This is a genomic window from Limosilactobacillus reuteri (assembly GCF_020785355.1).
GTDB lineage: Bacteria > Bacillota > Bacilli > Lactobacillales > Lactobacillaceae > Limosilactobacillus > Limosilactobacillus reuteri_I.
This window is the reverse complement of sequence record NZ_JAJGVH010000070.1, coordinates 61,132-83,555: the sequence shown is the minus strand read 5'-3', so window position 1 is coordinate 83,555 and position 22,424 is coordinate 61,132. Positions and strand designations below refer to the sequence as shown.

17 protein-coding genes are annotated in these 22,424 nt (G+C 38.7%); 6 read left to right on the top strand and 11 right to left on the bottom strand.

Annotation, left to right across the window (positions count from 1 at the left end; translation table 11 throughout):
- Nucleotides 1-173 precede the first annotated feature (173 nt).
- Nucleotides 174-1,478 (top strand): MFS transporter, encoded by a 1,305-nt coding sequence (locus tag LMB56_RS04785; RefSeq protein WP_229283926.1) that lies wholly within the window; start codon nucleotides 174-176, stop codon nucleotides 1,476-1,478.
- Between the two features lie 80 nt (nucleotides 1,479-1,558).
- On the opposite strand, the gene LMB56_RS04780 is transcribed toward LMB56_RS04785, so the two are convergent.
- The 5 genes from LMB56_RS04780 to LMB56_RS04760 all read right to left on the bottom strand — a co-directional run bounded on the left by LMB56_RS04780 (nucleotide 1,559) and on the right by LMB56_RS04760 (nucleotide 6,749).
- Nucleotides 1,559-2,851: a hypothetical protein gene (locus LMB56_RS04780; protein WP_229283925.1), complete on the bottom strand. Its 1,293-nt coding sequence runs from the start codon at nucleotides 2,849-2,851 to the stop codon at nucleotides 1,559-1,561.
- Nucleotides 2,852-2,963: 112 nt separating this feature from the next.
- Nucleotides 2,964-4,037: an ABC transporter substrate-binding protein gene (locus LMB56_RS04775; RefSeq protein ID WP_229283924.1), complete on the bottom strand. Its 1,074-nt coding sequence runs from the start codon at nucleotides 4,035-4,037 to the stop codon at nucleotides 2,964-2,966.
- Nucleotides 4,034-4,852, bottom strand: coding sequence for an ABC transporter permease (locus LMB56_RS04770; RefSeq protein WP_003669043.1), 819 nt, complete (start codon nucleotides 4,850-4,852; stop codon nucleotides 4,034-4,036). Before LMB56_RS04770 ends, LMB56_RS04775 begins: the two co-directional genes overlap by 4 nt.
- Nucleotides 4,852-5,658: an ABC transporter permease gene (locus tag LMB56_RS04765; RefSeq protein WP_229277955.1), complete on the bottom strand. Its 807-nt coding sequence runs from the start codon at nucleotides 5,656-5,658 to the stop codon at nucleotides 4,852-4,854. Before LMB56_RS04765 ends, LMB56_RS04770 begins: the two co-directional genes overlap by 1 nt.
- On the bottom strand, nucleotides 5,658-6,749 hold the full coding sequence (locus LMB56_RS04760) for an ABC transporter ATP-binding protein (protein WP_003664847.1): 1,092 nt from the start codon (nucleotides 6,747-6,749) through the stop codon (nucleotides 5,658-5,660). The genes LMB56_RS04765 and LMB56_RS04760 overlap by 1 nt, the downstream gene beginning before the upstream one ends.
- A 139-nt stretch (nucleotides 6,750-6,888) precedes the next feature.
- Between LMB56_RS04760 and LMB56_RS04755 the strand changes: the two genes are divergently transcribed.
- From LMB56_RS04755 to LMB56_RS04740, 4 genes are all read left to right on the top strand, one after another.
- Complete coding sequence (locus LMB56_RS04755; protein WP_229283923.1) at nucleotides 6,889-9,291, top strand: Xaa-Pro dipeptidyl-peptidase; 2,403 nt, start codon at nucleotides 6,889-6,891, stop codon at nucleotides 9,289-9,291.
- A gap of 89 nt (nucleotides 9,292-9,380) precedes the next feature.
- Nucleotides 9,381-10,292: a proline-specific peptidase family protein gene (locus LMB56_RS04750; protein ID WP_003669047.1), complete on the top strand. Its 912-nt coding sequence runs from the start codon at nucleotides 9,381-9,383 to the stop codon at nucleotides 10,290-10,292.
- A 396-nt stretch (nucleotides 10,293-10,688) separates the two neighbouring features.
- Nucleotides 10,689-13,352 carry an HAD-IC family P-type ATPase gene (locus LMB56_RS04745; protein ID WP_229283922.1) on the top strand — a complete coding sequence of 888 codons (2,664 nt, stop codon included), beginning with the start codon at nucleotides 10,689-10,691 and terminating at the stop codon, nucleotides 13,350-13,352.
- A 142-nt stretch (nucleotides 13,353-13,494) separates the two neighbouring features.
- Nucleotides 13,495-13,962, top strand: coding sequence for a Dps family protein (locus LMB56_RS04740; RefSeq protein WP_003664851.1), 468 nt, complete (start codon nucleotides 13,495-13,497; stop codon nucleotides 13,960-13,962).
- Nucleotides 13,963-14,025: 63 nt separating this feature from the next.
- Here the strand turns inward: LMB56_RS04740 and LMB56_RS04735 are convergent, their stop codons facing one another.
- Nucleotides 14,026-15,444 carry an APC family permease gene (locus tag LMB56_RS04735; RefSeq protein WP_229283921.1) on the bottom strand — a complete coding sequence of 473 codons (1,419 nt, stop codon included), beginning with the start codon at nucleotides 15,442-15,444 and terminating at the stop codon, nucleotides 14,026-14,028.
- A 131-nt stretch (nucleotides 15,445-15,575) separates the two neighbouring features.
- On the opposite strand from LMB56_RS04735, the gene LMB56_RS04730 reads away from it, so the two are divergent.
- Entirely contained in the window at nucleotides 15,576-16,232 is a 657-nt protein-coding gene (locus LMB56_RS04730) for an HAD family hydrolase (protein WP_229283920.1), read from the top strand.
- A gap of 57 nt (nucleotides 16,233-16,289) precedes the next feature.
- Here the strand turns inward: LMB56_RS04730 and LMB56_RS04725 are convergent, their stop codons facing one another.
- The 5 genes from LMB56_RS04725 to LMB56_RS04705 form a co-directional block, all read right to left on the bottom strand.
- Nucleotides 16,290-17,216, bottom strand: a complete 927-nt coding sequence (locus LMB56_RS04725) for an Rpn family recombination-promoting nuclease/putative transposase (protein ID WP_228341593.1) — start codon at nucleotides 17,214-17,216, stop codon at nucleotides 16,290-16,292.
- A gap of 126 nt (nucleotides 17,217-17,342) precedes the next feature.
- Nucleotides 17,343-18,191 (bottom strand): Rpn family recombination-promoting nuclease/putative transposase, encoded by an 849-nt coding sequence (locus LMB56_RS04720; protein ID WP_229283919.1) that lies wholly within the window; start codon nucleotides 18,189-18,191, stop codon nucleotides 17,343-17,345.
- A gap of 107 nt (nucleotides 18,192-18,298) precedes the next feature.
- Nucleotides 18,299-18,700: a hypothetical protein gene (locus tag LMB56_RS04715; protein WP_229283918.1), complete on the bottom strand. Its 402-nt coding sequence runs from the start codon at nucleotides 18,698-18,700 to the stop codon at nucleotides 18,299-18,301.
- 247 nt (nucleotides 18,701-18,947) lie between these two features.
- Nucleotides 18,948-19,616, bottom strand: coding sequence for a hypothetical protein (locus LMB56_RS04710; protein WP_229283917.1), 669 nt, complete (start codon nucleotides 19,614-19,616; stop codon nucleotides 18,948-18,950).
- A gap of 57 nt (nucleotides 19,617-19,673) precedes the next feature.
- Nucleotides 19,674-22,286, bottom strand: a complete 2,613-nt coding sequence (locus LMB56_RS04705) for an SEC10/PgrA surface exclusion domain-containing protein (protein ID WP_229283916.1) — start codon at nucleotides 22,284-22,286, stop codon at nucleotides 19,674-19,676.
- Nucleotides 22,287-22,424 lie beyond the last annotated feature (138 nt).

Below are 22,424 nucleotides of genomic sequence, written 5' to 3'. Positions count from 1 at the left end.
AGCAAAAAGTTAAGCAGAGAGTGAGATTGATTTTTTCTTACTCTCTTTTTTATTTGAAACAGCAATTTGCATTAAATACCATTTTTTTGTTAAGGTAGTATTACTTACTTTTTTATTCACAAGGAGGAATCAATTAGTTAGGCTAAATTTTGATCACATATGCCTAATTTTTTATGGAATATACAAAGAAGAATTACAAAAAAGCACCTTTATCATCAATTCACTTTCGAATATATTTTGCCCTGGCTCTTGGACAAATTGCTTGTGGTTTCGCTCTTGGAATTAGCGGAACTGCACTTTCCCAAGCCACTGATTATATCAATATTCCCAACTTTTGGGTTGGCCTAATTGGTGCTGGGAGTTTAATTGGACTTGCTGGGAGTGCTTTAATGGGTAAAATCGCTGACCAATTTGGCCGGCGAAGAATGTTGATGCTCGATATGTATCTTTTTTCTATATTTTCTCTTTTGCAATTAGCAACAATGAATCTTGTTATCCTGTTTAGCTTACGGATTTTAATCGGTTTAATGATTGCTATTGACTATACTGTAGGGAATGCTCTATTGGTAGAATGGTTACCAGCAAAAGAAAGCGGACGTCTACAGAGCCAACTAATCGTTTACTGGACAATTGGCTTTATTACTTCATATATTGCTGGAATTCTAATAACGGGATTTGGCGCTCATAATTGGCAAGTTATCCTTGCATCAAGTGTCGTTCCAGGACTGATGGCTGCAATCTATCGGTCAATCTTCCGGATTCCGGCATCCCCGAGTTGGTTAGCAAGTCAAGGTAAGAATAAAACTGCTCAAAAACTAATTCAAAAACACCTTGGGAAAAAATGGGGATTATCATTAAAACAAATTCGTAGTAAAAAACCAAAAGCTGTCTCTCTTAAAACCCTCTTTAATCCCCCTTATCGCCGAAAAACCATTGTTGGTGGGTTATTCTATGCTTGTCAGGCATTTTCATTTTTCGGTATCAGTATCTTCTTACCAATTCTCCTAAAAAGTATGAATCTTGGTAATAACAACCTCTCTGGGATTATCTATAATAGTTGCGTCCTTATCGGTGTAATTTTCGGTAGTTTAATCTTCAAGATTCTTAGTAGGCGGATGTTTTTGGTAAGAACATTTTTCCTTTCCGCAGCCGCCCTTATTTTATTAATAATTGGCAATAACTTTTCACCTTTCTTCCAAATTAGCGTTTTTGCGATCTTTGCGATAGTCTTATCCTCAGGACTTGTCCTTGATTATCCATATCCAACAGAACTATTTGATGTTAAGGTTCGAGCTAGTGGGGTTGGTACTTGTATCACCATCAGTCGTTTTGGAGCTGCTAGCGGAACATTCTTATTACCAATCTTAACTCATCTCGGCGGTCCAATTTTAGCAATGCTAATTTGTACTCTTGTTTTACTTATAGGTGGTACTATCTGTCTTTTATGGGCACCTGAAACTTCACCAAAATATATTTAACATTAATAATAGAATGGCCGGGAAAATTTTAAATTTTTTACCGACCATTTTTAGTTTTAAACATCAATCCAATAGACTAATCAATTTTTAACAAATAAATACTTGCGGTCATGATAAATCACAAAAATACCAGTAATAACAAATAAAGTAATCATGCTAACTCGCAAGTAAAACATCTCGCGACTATATTGCAGCTCCTGTTGGTGATCGATATACGGGATAAGGAGTGCGCTCTTATTATCAAGTTGAAAATATGAAATTAATTCCAAAGCACCAAATAAAATAATTTGATTACAAAGCGAACCAAATACGGATAATTTTTGGTCAATGCTGCTATATTTATCGGGAACTTGTTCTCGTGCCCACTTCCCTAATAAGATGGCGCAAAAGACTGTTATAGCGGTCCCAAGCAAATATAGGTAGTCGGTATACGTTAAGAATAAGCCAAGGTTAAGAAAGATAAGGGTAGTTTTATAGCGAGTAGTTAATGGAATCTTTTGCAATTTAGCACTCAATGCACCCACTAACATTCCCGATAGCATCAATTCGATAAAAACAATGAAAATCCAATAAGCTTTATTCTGTTGAAAAGCAAATAGTAAAGTATAGATAATGACATAATTCTTAATCGCCCCGAGCCAAATACGAAATAGTTTAAAGGGTTGTCCCAGAATATTTCGTAGTTCAAGAATAATCCCAATAATTGCGAGCACGATTAGGGCCCAGCTAAAATCAGAAATTCGCCCCGTCTTCTTAAAGAAACTAATAATAAAAACCACGGTAAGCACGGCGATGGCAGGAAAAGCCGTTTTTAAATTAAAAGAGAATTTTAAATCCAGTGGTGTCTTATCTCGTTTAACAACAACGTAAGCGTAAATAACCTCAAGGCCCAGGAAAAAAGTATAAAAAACAAAACCGACAACTAACGGCAGCTTCATCAGTAAAATTCCGAGGGCGATCAGTCCGACAATTACACTAAAGCCCGCGATAACATTTATTCGCTTCAAATCAATCCCGGAAATTTCCTTATTGGGATCGCCCAGCAATTTTAACCCTGTCACGCCAAAACCGATCAAGATTGCCGCCAAGCTAGCAAGCCACTCAAAGCGAAAATAAACTCCAATGGAAGCAAGGACTCCTCCAATAAAAGCAATAACTGAACAAAACTTAGTAACACCTGACCAAGAAGCTAAATTTAGGCGGCCATCGAGAATAAAAGGCATTACTTTTTCAACGGTGTAAACAAAAATGAACGGCCAAACAAATGTAATTATATTTGCATGGGCAATGATAGAGAATGCAAATAGCAACGTTGGAAATAGAATATAGCTTCGAGCAACAAATTCATGGTTAATTGCTAAAATTTTCTTCATAAGCAGCCTCCGATCACTTTGCCTTTTATTTTTAGTAAACCACATCCCCTTATAAAAGAAAAAGAATAGGACTCCTAACATGATTTTTAATGCTAGAAGTCCTATTAGCTTTTTATTTAGCAAACATCTTAAATTCTAAAAACAAATCATTGTATTCACCTAAAACGCGTAATGGCAAATCACGATATACTTGCAAATGCTTCATCGTTGTTTCAGGAGGGTAGAAAGCTTTATCATCGGTAATTTTCTTGGGTAATTCTTTTTTAGCCGCGTTATTCGGTGTCGCGTATCCAACGTATTGAGCATTTTGAGCCGCGTTTTGGGGATCTAACATAAAGTTAATAAATTCGTAAGCCGCCTTTTTATTACGTGCCGCTTTAGGGATCACCATGTTATCAAACCATATATTGCTTCCTTCGCTTGGTACAACATAGTGAAGGTGCGGATTAATATTCATCATTTCGCGCGCGTCACCAGAATAGGTCACACCTACTGCTGCTTCGTTTTGCTCCATGTACATCTTCATCTCATCAGCAATAATCGCTTTTACATTGGGCGTCAACTGCTTTAAATGGGCCTGCGCAAGCTTCAACTGATGGTAGTTAGTCGTATTAACAGAATGATGCTGGGTAATAAGGGCAACCGCAAACACATCCCGCGCACTATCAATCAGCATGACATTATTCTTTAAACGCGGATTCCAAAGCTGTTCCCAATGCTGGACGTCTTTGCCATTTACTTTTTGGTCATTATAGATAATACCTAACGTTCCCCAAAAGTATGGCACAGAATAACGATTATCGGGGTCAAAAGAGCGATTTAAGAATTGCGGATCAATATACTTAAGGTTAGGTAATTTCTGATGGTTAAGGGGTGCAATTAAATGCTCCTTTTTCATCCGTTGAACGGTGTATTCACTTGGCACAACGACATCATAATTAGTCCCGCCTTGCCGAATCTTGGTTAACATTGATTCGTTGCTATCAAAGGTTTCATAATCAACATGGTAGCCAGTTTGATGTTCAAATTTCGTTATCAATGCTGGGTCAATATAGTCTCCCCAATTGTAAATGGTCAGGGTTTGTTTACCACCACCAGTTTTTTGCTGGTTGAGAGCGACGTCCCCCAGCGCTAGCAAAATACAAATAACGACAATTGCGAGGAACGCAGTAAATATCTTTTTCATTGCGCATCCCCCTCTTTAACAGCCACAATCCGTGTCCGTCGACCGCCCCGTTTACTAATAAGGTAATAGCCAATTACTAACAGAAGCGAAACAATAAACATCAACGTAGAGAGGGCATTGATTTCAAGGTTAATTCCTTGACGTGCCCGGGAATATATTTCCACCGATAACGTTGAGAAGCCATTTCCAGTAACAAAGAAGGTCACAGCAAAGTCATCAAGTGAATACGTAAAAGCCATAAAATAGCCCGCAAAAATACCTGGGGCAATTGATGGCAGTATTACCCGGGAAAGAACTTGCCAGCGACTGGCCCCTAAATCATAGGCAGCATCTACTAATGTTGGGGACATTTCATTTAATTTTGGCAAAACCATTAAAACAACAATCGGGATACAAAAGGCAATATGGCTTAAGAGGACTGAGACAAAGCCTAGTCTTACCCCCAGCATGGTGAAAAAGATTAAAAAGCTTGCCCCAATAATTACATCGGGCGAAACCATTAAAACATTATTCAAGGATAATAAACTATTCTTCCACGGACGCCGTGCATCCTTAATTGCTAAGGCCCCTAATGTACCGATAATCGTTGCTAATAGTGACGCCAAAAATGCTACTAACAAGGTATTGATAACAATGGTAATCATTCGCGTATCCGCAAGTAAATCCGCATAGTGTTGCCAAGAAAAACCATGGTATTTTTCCATTGTTTGACCACTGCTAAAGGAAAAAACAACTAGATACAAAATTGGCGCATATAAGATCACAAAAACTAACGCCAGGTATGCTTTTCCCCATGACCATCGTTGCTTTTTCATTAATGGCGTCCTCCTTTCTGTTTCTTATCACCAGTCATAAACATAATAATAAACATTGCGATAATCAGCACGACCCCAATCGTTGAACCCATTCCCCAATTTTGCGTTGTGAGGAAATGTTCTTCAATCGCAGTCCCTAAAGTAATTACACGATTTCCACCAATCAAACGGGTAATCATAAAGAGGGAGAGCGATGGGATGAAGACTGCTTGAATTCCAGCTTTTACGCCCGGCATAGAAAGAGGCCAAATCACCCGGCGAAAGGTTTGCCAATGGGTAGCGCCCAAGTCATAGCTAGCATTTATTAGTGACGGGTTAATTTCGGTAAGATTATTAAAAATCGGCAACACCATAAACGGAATTTCAATATAAGCAGCCACAAACATAAAACTGGCATCCGTGAACAAAAGCTGGTGGCTTCCAAGGCCCATAAACTGGAGGAAACCGTTAATTGTCCCCGTTCGACTAAACAAGCCGATAAACGCATACGTCTTTAATAACAAGTTGATCCATGTTGGCAAAATCACCAGCAATAGCCAAAACTGCTTATTAGGCAATCTATTCAAAACATAGGCTGTCGGATAACTAATCACCAATGTCACAAGGGTAATCAAAAAGGCATACCAGACCGAATTAAGCGTCATCTTAAGATAAACACCCGATGTCAGGTATTCAGCATAGTTATTAAGGGTCAGCTGACCATTGATATTAAAAAATGATTGATAAAGGATCAATACCAATGGCGCAATCACAAATAGGATAATCCACAATGCATATGGGACGATAAACATCGCTTTTTGCCGCATTAGTCCCCCTCCTCGTAGCTATCAAGGCGAGCATCAAAGTCTTCTTCACTTTCGTTATACCGCATAACGTGAATATCTTCGGGATCAAATGTAATCCCTACTTTAGCTCCGACTTTTGTTTTATGAATAGAATTGATCTTCCACTTATGGTTGCGTTGATCAATCACCGTAATTTGATAATCAACGCCACGGAAAAGCTGGGTTTCAACGGTGCCGACTAATTTTCCTTTTTCAACCGTCGTAATGTCAAGGTCTTCTGGTCGGATGACAACTTCAACCTTTTCGTTTGGTTTCATCCCCGCGTCAACACAATCAAAATCTTGACCATTGATTGAAACTACATAGTCTTTTTTCATAATGCCCGGGACAATGTTGCTTTCGCCGATAAAATCAGCCACAAAATGGTTAAGCGGTTCATCATAAATATCAACGGGAGTCCCACTTTGCTGGATCTTACCGTCATTAATGATCATAATTTGGTCACTCATGGCTAGTGCTTCTTCTTGGTCATGGGTAACAAAGATAAAAGTAATCCCCAGCCGCCGTTGCAACTGCCGCAATTCGGTCTGCATTTGAACCCGTAATTTATGGTCCAACGCAGATAAGGCTTCATCCAATAATAGTACTTTTGGCTTATTAACTATTGCCCGGGCAATGGCAACTCGCTGTCTTTGCCCACCAGACATCGCGGTAATTTCTCGATCATCATAGCCATCTAATTGAACCAGGTGCAAAGCTTCTTTTACGCGTTGTTTAATTTCTGCTTTTTTGACACCCTTAATTTGTAATCCAAAAGCAACGTTTTCTGCCACATTCATATGAGGGAAAAGTGCATAATCTTGAAAGACGGTATTAACTTGCCGTTGATTAGCGGGAATATCATTGATTTGCTTTCCATCAAAATAAATTTTCCCGCTACTAGGATGATCAAAACCAGCAATTAAGCGCAAAATTGTTGTCTTTCCTGATCCCGATGGTCCTAATAAGGTATAGAATTTACCGGCCTCAATTTCAAAGCTTATATCACGCAACACAACGTTATCATCATACTGTTTGCTTACATGCTGAAATTCCATTATGTTTTTTACCATCAGCGTTTCCCCAATCATCATTTTTTAAACTAAGTCTTAGTATAAAGTATACGCCTTAAATCGCAACACTGTTTATCCTAAGCAAATTATTCTAAAAGTGCGATAATTAATATATCAAATTTTATACGAGGTGTTCCAGATGAAAATCAACCAATTTAGTATTACTTCAACTACACCACAAGCACGGCGCCAAGAATTAATGCAGATTCACTTGCTGCGGAAAAACGAAGAACAAACTTTAACACCAAACGCAATGTTTGAAACCTTCTTAGCACGCATTCATATGGCAAGTGCCCAGCCGATCGTCACTAAACAGTGGCTTCATGACCTCTTAGCTACTCCTGACCTTGCTCTTGATGATTGGTTTGACCAGAATCAAACATTAACCGATGAAGTATTTTACCTCGTTGCTCTCCAATTACTCGATTTTGAGGCCGCAGTTGATTTTGATATTACAGATTCCCTTGCTACAGTTAAGAAAATTGGCTTGCCAGTCGAATCACATCAAAAATGGACAACCGCCAACGTTATCGATGCTTTTTACCTTCTTTTAAATACTCACAACAAAAACGGCCAATCGCTTATTGATCATTTAACGGCAGAGGGCTTTATGGCTTGGAGTTACCAGCTTCCAGCTGAACAAAAACCACTCTTTTTCAACGGGAAGCCGCTTGCCAGTTTTGATCCTGCTAAATTCATTCGTGAGGTTGTTTATATTGAGACCGATATGGATACCGATTTTGATGGTAAAGCAGATTTAGTTAAAGCGGAAATCATGCGGCCAATTGAGTCGGACCATGGCTTAAAAGTTCCCGTTGTCTTTACTGCTAGTCCTTATAATCAAGGAACAAACGACGAATGGGGCGAAAAAGCAACGCATAACGTCAACCTTCCTTTGAAGCATAAGGATCCTGATTATCAGGCCCCAACTGAAGAAAAATTTCCGACTGATTTTTCACGCCAAAAAGTTACTGGGGAAAGCCGGCAAGCTACTGAGACATTTAGTACCACGCCAGCATACACGCTAAATAATTACCTCGCTGCCCGTGGTTATGCGGTTGTTTATTCAGCCGGAATCGGTACTAAAGATTCAGATGGCCTGCAAACGTGTGGTTCTCCAGAACAGACTGATGCGATGAAGGCTGTCGTTGAGTGGCTTCATGGTGATCGCCAAGCCTTTACTGACCGTCATAGCGGTACCACAATCAAGGCGACCTGGTGTAATGGTAAAGTCGCAATGACAGGACGCTCATATCTCGGTACTTTAGCCACCGCTGTCGCAACCACTGGTGTATCGGGCCTCGAAGCAATTATTAGTGAAGCTGCCATTTCCAGTTGGTATGACTATTACCGGGAAAACGGTCTTGTTCGCGCACCGGGTGGCTTTCAAGGGGAAGACGCAGACGTTTTAGCCGATGAAACATTCAGTCGGACCAAGCGTCCCGCAGACTACCGCCGAATTGAAAAAGTAAATGATAAATATATTGCTAAAATGCAAGGAGCAATGGATCGGACGACTGGTAATTATAATGAGTTCTGGGACCACCGCAATTATCGGCATGATCTCGAAAACATCAAAGCTGCCGTGATGATGGTGCATGGCCTTAATGATACCAATGTCCGTCCTAGTAACGTTAAAGCACTTTATAACGGCATTCAAAGTCTGCCGATTACAAGCAAACTCATCCTTCACCAGGGACAACATATTTATATCAATGCCTTTCGTTCATTAGATTTCTCTGACATGGTTAATCTCTGGCTTGCTAATAAGCTCTGGGATCAAGAAAATCATGCTGATGATACCCTGCCAAGCGTTCTTGTGCAAGACAATACCACCCCTGAAACTTGGACCGCATATGACCAATGGACTGCAGGCGAGCAGAAACAGTACCAATTTAACGACCATCGCCTAACGAATTTGTCCGGACTAGGAATCCAAAGCTTTAATGACCAACAACCAGAAGAAAAGTACCTTCAATGGTGTAAACACCCACAAGCATGGGCAAAGGCACTCGTGAATGATAACGGGCAATTTAGTCGGCGCTTTGTAACTGCTGTATTTAATGATGATACGCTTCTCCGCGGAACACCGACTGTCACATTAAAAGTAGCTTCTTCGAAAAATTATGGAATGATTAGCGCCCGGCTTGTTGACCTTGGCAGCAGCAAACGCCTTACAATGTCGCCTGTTCTGTTTAATCGTAATGGCCTTGAGCTAGGTTATCACTGGAAGACAGATGACCTTCGTGAATTTAAATTAGCAAAAGAAGCAACTAATTATAAGGTAATCGCAAGTGGACATATCAATTTGCAAAATCGAAACAATCCAGCCCAAGTTGACGAATTAGCCGCTAATCAATTTGTCACTGTTAAGTTTGATCTTCAACCAATTTTCCACCGAATTGTAGCTGGCCATCAATTGGGGATCATTATTTATAGCACTGATTACGAATACACGCTTCGTGGCAACGAACAGATTGAATATCAATTAGCGCTGAATGGCTGTCATCTTGACATTCCTGGTTTCAACATTTTAGCTTAAAAAGACAGCACGTTAAAACTAGTTTTAGCAGAATTCAGCTAATTGCGGTAAAATAGTTAGTATTACCAATAAAAAGGAGAGATTCGAGAATGAAACAAGGCACTAAAATTATTACCCTTGATAACGGCTATCATCTGTGGACAAATACCCAAGGTGAAGGTGATATTCATTTATTAGCTTTGCATGGGGGTCCTGGTGGCAATCATGAATACTGGGAAGACGCTGCTGAACAATTAAAGAAGCAAGGTCTTAACGTTCAAGTAACAATGTATGATCAATTAGGTTCACTATATTCTGATCAACCAGATTTTTCTGACCCTGAGATTGCGAAGAAGTACCTTACTTACGAATATTTCCTTGATGAAGTAGATGAAGTACGAGAAAAGCTTGGCTTAGACAATTTCTATCTTATCGGTCAAAGTTGGGGTGGCCTTTTAGTTCAAGAATACGCTGTTAAGTATGGTCAACATCTTAAAGGCGCAATTATTTCTTCAATGGTTGACGAGATTGACGAATATGTCGACCGGGTTAATGAATTACGGGAAAAGACCCTTTCTCCAGAAGCGGTTGCCTTTATGAAAGAATGCGAAGCCAAGAATGATTACAGTAATCCTAAGTATCAAGAATACGTTCAAGTAATGAATGAACAATACGTTGACCGGAAGCAACCATCCAAGCTTTATCATCTTAAGGACCTTGGTGGCACGGCGGTTTATAACGTCTTCCAAGGTGATAACGAATTTGTGATTACCGGTAAGCTTAAAGACTGGCATTTCCGTGACCAATTGAAGAACATTAAGGTACCAACTTTAATTACATTTGGTGAACACGAAACGATGCCAATCGAAACTGCTAAGACAATGAATAGTCTCATTCCAAATTCACAGCTAGTTACTACTCCCGATGGTGGTCACCACCACATGGTAGATAACCCCGATGTTTATTACAAGCACCTCGCTGACTTTATTCGGAATGTTGAAAATAATACGTTTAATAATTAATTTAGGAGAGGCTGGGAGAAAACTTTTGTTTTCTCTCAGCCTCAACTACTTGTTATGAACAATAGTACGATAACGTGGAAAATAATCACAAGGCTCGAGGTTAAGTCCGAACGCTAATCAGCCCGTGCCGTGCTAATTACCGTCCTATCCTTAGCCCACCGCCTTGTCGAGAAGATTATTTCCCACTCCCTTTTTATTAATAATTCATGAATCATATTTTAAAAATATCTTAACTAGAACTAAAATATTAAATGAATATGGTACGATATTTATACGATAAATACGAAGGAATGATTAAAGCAAAAACTTAATACGGCTTCACTGATGTTGTTCGCTTAAGGTGTGGGACCTTTAAGCATTAGTTACTTTACTCAATTTATATATTTAAGGGGAAAAATGAAAGAAAATTATCAACTAACAACTGACGAAATAAAGAAAGAATACCAATTAACTGATTTTACTCACGGTTTATCAACCCAAGCTGTCGAAAAACGGCTTGCTGACGAAGGGCGTAATATCATTGAAGTAAAACCAACGCCCAAGTGGAAACTCTTCTTACGCCAGTTTAACAATATTGTTATCTACATTTTATTAGCCGCTACTTTACTGACCATTTTAATCGGTCACTATACTGATGCGATTGTTATCGGGGCGGTTGTCATTCTAAACGCGCTCATTGGTTATTTCCAAGAATCAAGTGCAGCGAATGCCCTCGCCAAAATCAAAGAGATGATGGCGCAACATGCCACTGTCTACCGGGATGGCAAACGACAAGATATTGATGCCGCGAATCTTGTCCGTGGGGATGTTGTTTTCCTCGAAGCCGGTGATAATGTACCAGCCGACTTACGGATCGTCTCAGCTGATAACTTACGAATTGAGGAATCGGCTTTAACCGGTGAAACTAATTCAGTTATCAAAACTGATGAAGCAATTATCGACCAAGACGTTCCTCTCGCTGATCGTGTTGATATGGCATATGCTTCCACTTCAGTTACAAGCGGAAGTGGCCTAGGAGTTGTAGTCGCAACTGGTGAACAAACCGAAATTGGTAAGATTTCACAAGAAGTTGCGCAAATCAAGCCAAAGAAGACCCCATTAACTAAAGAAATTGACCATGTTGGAAAAGTCGTTTCTTACATTACAATTACTGCTTCAGTGATTGTTTTCGTTGTCGGTTTCTTCCTCGAAATTTACTCCTTGCCTGCCCTTGCCCTCGCAGTCGTGGCAATGTTGGTTGGTGCGATCCCAGAAGGTTTACCTGCAATCACCTCTGTTATCTTAGCCTTTGGTATTAGCAAAATGGCAAAAGAGCATCAGACGATTATCAAATCAATGCCTGCTGTTGAAACATTAGGCTCGGTCGATGTTATTGCTACTGATAAAACAGGAACTCTTACCAAAAACGAAATGACCGCCATTGAGTTATGGGTCGGCGATAAACACTACACGGTTACCGGAACTGGTTATGCTCCTAATGGTGAGATTCTCTTAAATGGCAAACCAGCTCAACTGACAGATCAGCTCAAACTTTTCTTAGAAGCTGGATACCAAGCAAATGATACGGTTTTAACTGATGAAGACGGCACCTGGCATATTAATGGCGAACCAACTGATGGAGCTTTCTTAACTCTTTACCACAAAGCGTTTGGGGCTAAATATCAATCGCCATATAAAGCAGTTGACCTCCTTCCATTTGATTCTGATTACCGTTATATCGCTGAATTAACTCGTGATCCGGAAGATAAGCAGCAAGTTATCTTTGTTAAGGGATCTCCAGACAAGCTCTTTGAAATGGCCGCAAAAGAAGATCCACAATTTGATACTGCCAAGTGGCAACAACGGGTAGATGACTGGTCCAAAGCCGGAAAACGAGTTATTGCAGTCGGCTACCAACCGGTTAATGGCGAAAACCTAATGGAAGTCGAACATGACCACCTCTACAAGGGAATTCACTTACTTGGTTTAGCTGCTCTTCAAGACGCACCACGTGAAGAAGTGATCGTTGCGTTAAAGCAAATGAACCGTGCTGGTGTTTCCGTTAAAATGATTACGGGGGATGACCCGCAAACTGCCCGTGCAATCGGTAAGCAACTAGGATTATCAACGGGCCCAATCAACGCAATCACAGGTGCAGAATGGGATAAACTTTCTGCCAGTGAACGAGAAGAGGCCGCTTTAAATAACCAAGTCTTTGCGCGGACGACTCCACAAAACAAGCTTGAAATTATTGAAGCGCTCCAAAATCGGCAAAAGATCACCGCGATGGTTGGGGATGGAGTTAACGATGCCCCCGCCTTAAAGAAAGCCGATATTGGGATTTCAATGGGGATTAAGGGAACGGACGTCGCTAAAGATGCCGCTGACATGATCTTAGGAAATGATAACTTTGCGGTAATGGCTGCTGTTATCAAAGAAGGTCGGCGAATTTACGACAATATCAAAAAGAGTATCTTATTCTTATTACCAACCTCCTTTGCTGAAGGATTGGTGGTTGCCTTCTCCATTCTTACTGGTCAGCAAGTTCCCCTTCAACCGGCACAGTTATTGTGGATTAACTTAATCGCCGCAATCACTATCCAGTTTGCGTTCGTCTTTGAAAAAGCAGAAAAGGGCATCATGGATCGCAATCCTCGCCCAGTGACCCAACGTTTAATGAATCGGCATGATTTAATCCAGATGGGTTATGTCTCAGCCTTAATGGCGCTGTTCGCCTTAATTGGTTACGAATGGTTCATCAGTGCTGGGGCAGACGTTGTCAATGCTACAACAATGATGGTTAATACCATTGTTATTAGTAAGGCCTTCTACTTCTTCAGCATTCGAACTGAACGATATGGACTAAAAGAAGTTGGAAATATTGGCAAGAAAGCCTGGGGCGTTATTGGATTGATGATTCTTTTCCAATTGATCTTCACCTACGTTCCATTTATGCAGGCAGCCTTCCACGTGACCGGAATAAGTTTACTGGAATGGCTAGCAGTAATTGTCTTCTCTTGCTTAATCTTCTTATGTACTGAATCCGATAAAATGATTCGTTTCCGTCTAAATCGACGATAAAATTAACGACACTGAATTAGATTTCATCTTCTTCAGTGTCGTTTTTTAATTCATAAGCTTTCTTAATGTTTCAGCCAAATCTATGTAAGCGTATTCCAAAATCTGATATGATACACCTAACACATAGAAAAGGAGTCTTATCATGAAATATCAAGAAACCAAAGAAACACTTAATCAATTAGTTGCTGATCTGAGTCAAATGGCAATGATAATTCATCAAACTCACTGGTATATGCGTGGCACTAACTTTCTAAAGCTTCACCCATTAATGGATCAATTTATGGATGAAATCAACGATCAACTTGATGTAATATCTGAACGATTATTAACTCTCGACGGTGAACCTTATTCGACCCTTAAAGAAATAGCAACCCATACGAAAATTAAAGACTGGCCAGGAAACTTTGATAAAACAACGCCAGAACGACTTGCACATTTAGTCGCCGGTTATCGTTATCTTGAGGACCTTTATCAGCATGGAATTGAAGTGACTGATATTGAAAAAGATTATTCTACCCAAGATATCTTCATTGGTTTTAAGACGGCAATTGAAAAGAAAATCTGGATGCTGCAAGCAGAATTAGATCAGGCACCAGAAATTGATAATTAATAGTAAAATCGGCACCAAACGAATCGAGATTCGAACGTTTGGTGCCGATTTATTGTCTAAAAATTATTTTTTCTGGTTATCTAGGAGTTCTTCTTTTTCATCTTTTAATCGTAAGTCATCAAGCCATTTCATATGCTTTTCTTCATAACTACGATCTTTCTTGATAAAGAAGTATGCTGCCGCGGCAAGAATGGCGATGACAGTTCCGACAAGCAGGGTCTTAGCCGTAAAATTGGTAACCATATAACAAGAAACTAATAATGCAAAGCTGGGGATAAGATATTTCCCGGGTAATTTGAAACCGTGTGTTGGATATTCGTTACTATGTTCAAATTTAATGACGGCAAGAATCGAGGGAACATATTGAATGAATGAGGCCAAGACTGTACAACTAACCAAGAAGAGGTAACTCTGGGTAGCGAATAACGCAGAAAGGATGGATGTTAGTAAAATTCCGACCCATGGGGCATCATGCTTATTCTTCTTCCCAATAAACTTTGGCAACATACCGTGCTCATTGGCCATTGAAGCAATTAACGATGGCGTGTTAAACGAAGCTGAAAAGGCAACCCCAAAGATACTTACAAGCATCCCGAAAATAATAAAGGCATATCCCCACTTACCAATAGTGGTTCCGAGTCCCTTCGCAAGGGCACCTCCCAAAGCATTAGCCAGTGGTGTCGAGTAACCGCCTAATTTAGTACCGGAAAGTCCAACAGCAACGGTCATCATCAATGCATCCAAAATAGTTACACTAACCATGACTGCAATTAACACCCGAGGAATATTCTTTTCTGGATTTTTCATTTGCTTAGCAGCAATTGGTAAAAATGAAAAACCAGTAAAAAGATAAAAGATCGGAGTAAAGGCTTCTCCAAAGTGATGAATAAATGGCATTGGTCCCTTTAAAGCTGCTTGGGGAATCACTGGTGAGAAGTTAGCTTTATGGATAAAGAAGACCCCAACGACAATAAAGATGATCAGCGTAAGAATCTTCGCAGCCGCTGATACATTATTAACTAGTTTAACAAGACCGCGACCGAAGAAATTAATAACCGCAAAGAGCACAATTAAGCCAAAAGCGGCAACCCCATAGATAAGCGGCCGATTAAAGATTGGCAAAAAACTCTTGAGGGTAGTTAATAAAGCAACAATTTCCGCTGAAAGAGTACAGCAACCTAAGAACCAGGTAAAAATTCCTAGCTCATAACCGGTGAATCTTCCAAATGCATGATAAGAATAAAGCCACGCTGCCCCTGAGCCGGTAAAACGACTAGAAAGATCGGCATAACATAGGGCGATCAATGAGACGGTTATTGCTGTACATAGCAAAACTGCTACAGCCGATAAGTTCATGTACCGATAAATAACAGATGGCAGTAAGAATGTTCCTGAGCCAATTACTCCATTAATCCCTAAAAAGTAAATTGAGATGAAAGACAGCTTTTTAGGTACTGATTTTTGATTACTGATAATGACCACCCCACATAAATTTTATAATTCCATTTATATTGTAGTCTTTTTCAAATAAAAAGGTAAATTATCAGCTATTCTAATCTCAATCTTTTCCGAAATTGTTATACAATTAAGAACGTACTTATATTTTATAAAGGATGAATAAAATGGCACAGAAGATTGAGAATTTTATTTTTGATATAGACGGCACCTTAATTGATACTATTGATATGTATATGCCAGCAATGATTGATACGTTAGCTCAACACGGTCACCCAGTTGCACCCGACAAAGTAGAACAAACCAAGCATGACTTATTTGGTATTACCGGACAAGATGCCCTCCGTCTTGCTGGAATTAGTGAGGATGAAATTCCTGCGATCCAACAAGACTGGTTTAAGCTAGCTTATCAACGTGCTGACCAAGTAAAAGTAATTGAAGGAATTCCGGAAATGCTTAATACCCTTGCCAATCGTGAAGATGCAAAGATCGCCATCGCAACTTCAAAACTCGCTGACGAATACCAAGAATACTTCGTTAACAAATATGACTTTGCGAAGTTATTTAAGGTTGCCATTACGTCTGCGGACACTAAAAAGCATAAGCCAGCTCCAGATCCTATTTTAGCGGCAATGGATAAAATGGGAGCAGATCCCGCCACTACTGTTTATGTTGGAGACACGATCAATGATATGAAAGCCGCCCATGCAGCTGGTGCCAAGTTTGCAAGCGCCCTTTACTCTTCTGCAAATCCCGATAGTATTAAAGATGCGGACTTCCCATTAATGAAACCCGCTGATCTCTTAGAAATTTAAAACAAATAAGGAGTCTCTGATGTTTAGAATTCAAACGTTAGAGACTTCTTTTAATTGTTATTTTAGATACTTATCTATTTCTTCGTCTTTGAGATCAAAATTCTTTTTTATCTCTTTTTTGATTAGATGGTTATCCAAATCTAGGTTACGCAAAGTACAAATTAAGCTTTTTATTATAACATTCCTAGTATTCACTAACCTTTGATTATCTTCAACTAATCTTTGATTTGCTTCTTTTAATTCTTGTTTTTCCTTTTTTATTTGTTCTTGATCTTTTTTTATTTGCTCTTCGTCTTCTTTTATCCTTTGCTCACGCATCTCTTGATCCATTTCATATACTGACCGTCGCATATATTCCGACCTCCATTTCCGATTCCGTTTTACAACAGCCATTCTCTTCCTTAATTTTACGACAAGCGGATCGCTCTCTTCAACTTTCCGTTGGGCAATCATATCCAAAAATGCTTGCATTTTAGGATTAACATCATGCTTTAATGAAGGAACATTAAATAAAATATCTGTCTGGCCATCCTTAACAACATACTCTGGAACTCCATCAATATGTTTATGCAATATATAACGTTGCTCTCCAAGCTGGAACGGATCGAAATTACAGAAGAAAATCACATAAGAATCATCAGCTTTTTCGTATGGTTGCCCTTTATCATAGGCTTCCATTGAACTAGCAGTTTGATAATAACGAATTCGCTTAGCAATATTGTGATGATCTGCTACTTGCATTTCAATATCGTAGTGGTTACCTTGCTCGTCCGTCGTATAAATATCAAAACGCACCGCTTTGGCATCTGGGGCTAAGGCAATTTCCTGTTGATTATTTGGTAAATCAATCTTTTTAATATGTAGATCAGGTAGTATTCGCCGTAAGACTTCCAAACAAATATCGTAATCAAGCATCACCTTATTAAAGATATAGTCATCTGTTAAATCTGCCGCTTCCCACTTTTTCTGAAGGAACTCATTCATCTTTATAGACTCCTTTCAATAGATTCTATAAAGATATATACGTAAAAAATTGCCTTTTGCACTAAAAATCCCTAAGCCAGCATTACTACCAATCTTAGGGACTTTATTAATACTTCTATGACAAAACTACTTTCTAACTTTCATATATTCTGCCACATATTCCTGCGCTGCTTTTTCCGTCATTTGGTAAACATTAACGAGGGCGGCCACTATTTCTGACGGTGCAGTCTTTTGACTACTTAAAAACTTAACTAATTTTTGTTTTGACTCTTCTCTTCCCTCTCGCCGTGCATCCATCAAATCAAGTTCGAACTTCATAAAGCCTCGTCTCCTCTCTGGCTCTTGCTTAATCTTAACAATCTCGTCTTGAATCTTAGTAATAAACCTACTCTTATTGTCTACTTGATTTTGCATTAAAGCAAGGAAGTTCTTAATCGGTTGCTCATCTTTAGTAAATTCTTTAGCCAAGGCATTAAAGATCACAACTGTCCGTTGGTCGCCTAGTTTCAACTGATGATTACGGGTACACGCCATTTCAAACACATAACGGGCCCAACCATAGCCAAAATAATCAAAATCACAAAACATGATCACATAGGTCGGATGAAGGCTTAAATCGCGATAATCCTTGCCCGGCAAGAGTAATCCATGATCTATTTGCTCTTGATAATACCGCAAGCGATAAGGCAAATTCTGTCGGTCAGCTACCTGCATCTCAATAACAATAATGTTGCCATCTTCATCCTGCACATAAACATCATAACGGACGCGTCTGCCAGCGACGACATTAATATCTTTTTGAGTTGTTAACTGGACGATTTGAGTTGCCTTTAAATGGGGTAATGCACGATTAATCAATTCTAAACAAATTTCTTTATTCTGCATAACCATCCCGAACATTGGATCACTTGTAATAGTCATCTTTTCCCACTTTTCGAGGGCCTTTTCATAGTTCTCTGGCAATTTCTTACACATTTCCTCAATCCTTTCGCTCTACCTCACTATAAAGATATATACGTAAAAAATTGCCTTTTGCACTAAAAATCCCTAAGTCAGTATTACTACCAACTTAGGGACTTCAACTATCCAACTGAAATATACATTAATTGCCGGCCTTCGAAATCTTCTTCGATCCATGTCTTCATTGCATCATTATGATCGGGATACGTCATTTCTTCCCATGGCAACCGGATTGTAGTTTCCTCACCGTCATCCGTAACCAAATCAATCATACAAAGGTCCGCGTAATTATGACTATTTAAACGTTCATCAAGCGTTACGTTCTCAACAGTATCAATCTTTTGGAGTTCATCAACGAAAAACGTTGCAGTAAATTTTCGACAAACCTGCTCAACAGTTAGACTATAGCTCGAATAATCAATGGTCTTTTCTACCCCACTTACATGAAACTCCTTAACAGCCGCAAGCGGAACATCATAACTGTCAATATTTTCAAAAGCAACGCGCAGTTTCTTTAGTTTCATTGATTACTCCTGCGTAAAATGTCACTTTTTAGTTTATATGTTGTGTAATATATGCTTGAGCTACTTTTTCTTCCATTTGATAAACATTAACAATAGCCATCAAATCTCTGAGGATATAGTTTTTTGGCCACTCAGAAACTCAATTAACTTCTTTTTTCAACTGTTAGCTGTCCTTCCGCTCTTTCTTTTCTGTGTATCCTCAAGGTTAAACTTTATGTTGAGACTTAAATTAAAAAGGTATCATAAATTATTTACTTTTTAAGGTTTTATCGATTTCAATATTAAATAATATATCATAAAGTAATTGATATTTTGATGTTTTTAAATGATCTTTTTGCTCATAATAGTAATAAACAAAAAAAACGAGAATTCCCAAAATAATTGCTAGTAGGAAAAACAGAACCGATCTGTTTTTAATTAAAAGAATAATACCCTTATACAAAAGAGCCCCTGGAATTAGTAAACCTAGAAACCTAGTTAAAAATTCAAATTGTTCTTTAACTAAATTACTAGTACTTTTTTTATAATACTGAGCTTCTTCTTTTAATAGCTTTATACCATCAATACCTATATCTTCTTTATTAAGGAGTACACTAACATTACGCTGTAATTGAGTTGCTAATTTTTCATATGATGATTTATTCTTTTTATTTAAGTTCCACTTTCCTAATATAAAATAAACTACTAGAAGAAATACACTTGAGACAATTATTACCAATATGTTATGAATATGAGAAATCATTAATATAGATATTGACCAACATCCTACTAACAACAATAAAATACCAATTTTTATAAAGGGTATTATCATTAACGTTTTTCGATTTTCTTCAATTAAATCTAAAGTTTCTTTATTATCCTCTATAAGTTTTTCGAATAAAAAACTTTTTTCTTTCATTAAAATCTCTTCTTTCATATTTTCTTTCTGTCAAAAAAAGCGCCACTAAAAGCAGCACTTTTTTCTCCTGCACTACTACATCCGTTTCTTACCTGCTAAGCCAAAGCCAAACATTGCAGCAGCTGCTCCTAAAAGAACCATTGCTAATGATGAGTTGTTACCCGTTTGTGGTAAACGACTAGTATCATTATTAGACTCTTTTGAAAGTAATTCATTAGAATCGCTATTACTATTAGTCTTAACGCTATTTGTTGCTATTGATTGGTGACTAGGAACGACATAAGCTACTTTACCAGAACGACTAGTAAATACTTGCTGAGTTGAATCATTAATCACCGCTTTGGTACTTGGATTTAATTTATTAGCTAATGCATCGTATTCTGCTTGGTTCTTTGTCTTAAGAGCTTCATATTGACTATCGAGTTCTTGTTGCTTCTTAGCTAAATCATTCTTGATTTGGTCAATTTGGGCGTTAAGTTTATCGATTTCAGGATCGTCTACTTTTTGATTCTTGATAGCAGCGATCTTAGCATTCGCATCATCAGTAATTTGCTTAAGCTTAGCGTCATGGTTAGCCTTTAAGGTGTCTAACTTAGCTTGAAGTTGATTTTGCAATTCTGCAAGACTAGTAGGTTGTGCAGCAATCTCTGCTAATTTAGCTTCATGCTTAGACTTCAAATCGTTAACCTTAGCAGCATATTGATCGTTTTCAGCTTTTACAGCAGTACTATGTTCCTGCTTGACATCTGATAGCTTATTTTGAAGTTTTTTCACTGCTGGAGACTGCATCGGATCAGTAGCCATAGCTTTTAATGTCTTATCCTTGTTAGCTTTTAGATCATTAATGTGGTCTTGTGCTTGTGAAAGCTTAGCTGAATCACTCGCAAGCTTATCTTGAGCGGACTTGAGTTCGGAAGCTGCAGTGTTTGCCTTAGACTTGGCGTCGTTTAAGGCTTGTTGGTCGGTAACAATAGTTTGCTTAAGGTTAGCGATCTTTTCTTCTAAGCGCTTTGTAGCTTCTCCAGGAGTAGGTACGGCAATTTGAGTGTAGTTATCACCTTGAATGGATTTATCTTTGGCAGAACCTAAGCTAGTACCATACCCCCTCATTCGTTGTGCACGTTCTCCTTTGCCATCACCAATTGAATTAAAGCGAATCCAACCGTTCCGATTTATAGGATCAATATCATAGGTGACCCCTAAGAAGTCACACCCACCTAGGAAATTATTATTCACGGTGTAACGGACGCCTAAAAGATCAGTTGTATGACCATTATCAGATCCATTCGTACTTCCTTCGAAAAGAAGGGCAATGATTGCATTATATACGGTTTTCTTTAGGTCAGCTACAGTAGGATTTTTTGCTCGGGCCAGTGAATAATTCCCACAAAGGCTTTCCCCTATATCATCACAGCCCCATTCTTGTGCGATTTGCTTAATGAGTTCATTATCATGACCAACTTTAAAGTCGTTATGACCTTTAGCCCGGTATTTACTTGCATTTTCAGCTGTAATATCGATTGATGCATTAGTAATCTTTAATGGGTTAACGCCAATTGCTTTACGAATTGGATTAATTAATTCAGCAGCATATTGTGTTGCGATTATTTCGTCATCACGAGAGAGTGTTCCGTCTTGATTAAAGTGAATTAGTGTGTGTTTGTCAGTGGTAGAAGCACAGAAATTTGTATCTGAATTGAGTTTCTTTGCTTCAATAGATGCGTTGTGGTTGCGATTCCATAAATCAGGGTTTTTGTCTTTAGTAAGATCCCAGCTATGAATATTTTGATAATAATCTTTCCACACATTAATGTAATCTTGTGGAACGTTTAAGGAATCAGTAGTTACATCATTAATACTCTTTTGTGCGCTATTAAGTGCGCTTTGCAAACTACTCAACTTATCTTGTGCATTCTTAACCGCTTGTTGTGCCGCCGTGTTTGCAACATTTTTTGCATTAACATCTTGTTGATCATCATTAACAGCCTTTTGAGCATCATTTACTGCTAAGTTAGCGTCAGCAATTTGGTTATCGAATTCCTTAGCTGTTTGGTTAATAGCAGATTGCTGAGCAGCCTTTTGGCGGGATACTTCCTTTTGAATAGCAGCGTTAGTGCCGTCAGTATTGTTCTTTAAGTCTTGGTCCAACTTGTTTAACGTGGCCTTGTGCTCGGAATTCAAGCTACTAACTTGTTTTTGATAATCAATATTTTCTTGTGCCGTCTCTTGTTCCTTTTGTTGCTCAGTCACAATTTTAGCCTGTGCATCCTTTAATTCTGCATCATTAGCAGCTTTTTGCTTAGTAACCGCACTAGAATAAGCACCGTTTTCAGCATTAGTTGCAGCTTGGGCATCTTTATTTACTTGGTCGATTTTGTTTTGTTGAGCCGCTGCATCACTTGCTTGCCGTGCTTTAATCTGATTATTTAAATCAGCAACTTGACTATTAGCAGCAGAAGTTGCCGCACTCATTGTTGCAGCATTTGATGAAGCAACAGCAGATTCATTAGCCGTTTGTTGACTCTTTAAGTTTGCTAATTGCTGATTAGTGTCAGTGGTAGCAGTAGTAGCAGCATTAGTTGTGGTGTCGGCGTGAACCCCGCTTTGATTAACACTTACACCTAATGCCATCCCAGCTAAAACAGCTGAAGTCGTCAAAGCCGTCTTTTGCACATTTTTTCTATTCATATAAATTACTCCCTCAAATCGAAATACATAAATAATTTAACAATCTCAGTTTAAGCAGACTATTTTTATAAATAAATATAATTTTTAGTACTTTTTAATTTCTACAAATTTAACTGAAATTTATCTCACTATTTTTCA